The organism is Inquilinus limosus MP06 (assembly GCF_000767795.1).
Classification (GTDB): domain Bacteria; phylum Pseudomonadota; class Alphaproteobacteria; order DSM-16000; family Inquilinaceae; genus Inquilinus; species Inquilinus limosus_E.
The window spans coordinates 1-2,164 of the sequence record NZ_JANX01000795.1 but is presented as its reverse complement, the minus strand read 5'-3'; the positions used below and the strand labels follow the sequence as shown (position 1 = coordinate 2,164).

General features: G+C 71.9%; 3 protein-coding genes. 2 read left to right on the top strand and 1 reads right to left on the bottom strand.

Annotated features, from left to right (window positions below):
- Nucleotides 1-181: 181 nt before the first annotated feature.
- Both P409_RS32465 and P409_RS32460 read left to right on the top strand, forming a co-directional pair.
- Entirely contained in the window at nucleotides 182-895 is a 714-nt protein-coding gene (locus P409_RS32465) for an SDR family oxidoreductase (protein WP_034848351.1), read from the top strand.
- Between the two features lie 34 nt (nucleotides 896-929).
- On the top strand, nucleotides 930-1,724 hold the full coding sequence (locus P409_RS32460) for an SDR family NAD(P)-dependent oxidoreductase (protein ID WP_034848349.1): 795 nt from the start codon (nucleotides 930-932) through the stop codon (nucleotides 1,722-1,724).
- Here the strand turns inward: P409_RS32460 and P409_RS32455 are convergent.
- The coding region (locus tag P409_RS32455; RefSeq protein WP_152613668.1) for a helix-turn-helix domain-containing protein at nucleotides 1,643-2,164 on the bottom strand (522 nt) is incomplete at its 5' end. The two genes, P409_RS32460 and P409_RS32455, sit on opposite strands and share 82 nt — an antisense overlap.

Here is a 2,164-nt window from a genome sequence, read left to right as displayed (position 1 = left end):
GGCTGCCGGCGGCGGCGATGCGGGCGAAGACGGCGATGTCGGACAGGTTCTCGATCGGGCCCATTCTCAACGATCCGGAAAGAGTAACTCTCCGAAGCCGAGTATTATTTCCGGACCATGGAAGATCCAGATCTTCGCGACGATCGGCCGGAGGGGCCGGCGGAGAGCGAAGGAGAGAGAAATGGGCGATCTTTCGGGCCAGCGGGTGCTGGTGGTGGGCGGCAGCTCGGGGCTCGGACTGGCGGCGGCGCAGGCGGCCGCCGGCCTGGGTGCCAGGGTGACCATCGCCTCGCGGTCACAGGAGAAGATCGACGCCGCGGTCGCCGGGATCGGCGCCGGGGCCGAGGGCCGGGTGCTCGACACCACCTCGGACGCCGCGGTCGAAGCCTTCTTTGGCAACGGGACCGTCTACGACCATGTCGTGGTCACGGCGGCCCAGACCAAGGTGGCGGCGGTGCGCGAGCTGCCGCTGGCCGACGCCGTCGCCTCGATGAACTCGAAGTTCTGGGGCGCCTATCGCGTCGCCCGCGCCGCGCCGATCCGCGACGGCGGGTCGCTGACCTTCGTCACCGGCGTGCTGGCGATCCGGCCGCGCAAGGGCGCCGCGATCCAGGGCGCGATCAATGCCGGGCTGGAGGCGCTGGCCCAGGGCCTGGCGCTGGAGCTGGCGCCGGTAAGGGTCAACACCGTCTCGCCCGGCCTGGTGGTGACGCCGCTCTACGACCGCATGGCCGCCGAGGCGCGCCAGGCGATGTATGACCGCGCCGCGGCGACCCTGCCGGCCGGGCTGGTCGGCCAGCCGGAGCACATCGCCACCCAGATCCTGGCCTTCATCACCAACCCTTACGCCACCGGCAGCACCGCCTATATTCATGGCGGCAGCGCCCTGGTCTGACGACAGGCCTTCTCCCGCAGCACGGAGCCACCCCATGAAGATCGACCTGTCCGGTAAGTCCGCCCTCGTCACCGGCTCCACCACCGGCATCGGCTTCGCCATCGCCCAGGGGCTGGCGGCCGCCGGGGCCGAGGTGATCGTGAACGGCCGCAAGCCCGCCGCGGTGGCGGAGGCGGTCGAGCGGATCGGCCGGGCCGTGCCCGGCGCCAAGCTGCGCCCGGCCGTGGCCGACGTCTCCTCCGCCGAGGGCTGCGCCGAGCTGGCCGCGGCGGTGCCGGAGGCCGACATCCTGGTGAACAATGTCGGCACCTTCGAGATGAAGGAGTTCTTCGACATTCCCGACGAGGACTGGCAGCACATCCACGACGTCAACGTCATGTCCGGGGTGCGCCTGTCACGCGCCTACATGAAGGGCATGCTGGCGCGCAACTGGGGCCGGGTGGTGTTCATCTCCTCCGAATCCGGCGTGAACATCCCGATCGAGATGATCCATTACGGCGTCACCAAGACGGCGCAGATCGCTCTCGCCCGCGGCCTGGCCAAGCTGACCCGCGGCACCGGCGTCACCGTCAACTCGGTGCTGCCGGGCCCGACGATGACCGACGGCGTGAGGGAGTTCCTGCGCGAGATGGCCGCGGAGTCCGGCAAGTCGATCGAGGAGACGGCCGGCGACTTCGTGCGCACCCACCGCCCGACCTCGATCATCGGCCGCATGGCGGCGCCGGAGGAGATCGCCAACATGGTGGTCTATGTGGCCTCGCCCCAGGCCGCGGCCACCAACGGCGCGGCGCTGCGGGTGGATGGCGGCGTCCTCGACACGCTGGCCTGATCCCGGCCGTCGCCGCCGCGGCGGAAGTCGCGCGGCGACCGGCCCGTCTCCTTCGTGAACAGCCGCGAGAAATAGGCCGGGTCGTTGAAGCCCAGGGCATAGGCCGCCTCGGCCACCGGGGCGTTGGTGTAGAGCAGCAGGCGCTTGGCCTCGAGCAGCAGCCGACCCTGGATCAGCCGGGCCGGCGGCGCGCCGGCCACCCGGCGGCAGGCGGCCCAGAGCTGCTTCGGGCTGACCGCCAGGGCCCGGGCATACTCCTCGACCTCGTCATGGGCGCGGTAGCGCTGCTCGATCCGCTCGCGGAACCGGGCCACCAGCAGCGCCTGCGGCCCGGGCGCCGCCCGCTCCCCCTCCCCGGCCTGCGGCGCCAGGCGCAGCACCTCGACCAGGATGCCGACCAGCAGCGCCTCCACCGCCGCGGCACGGCCGGGCGCCAGCCA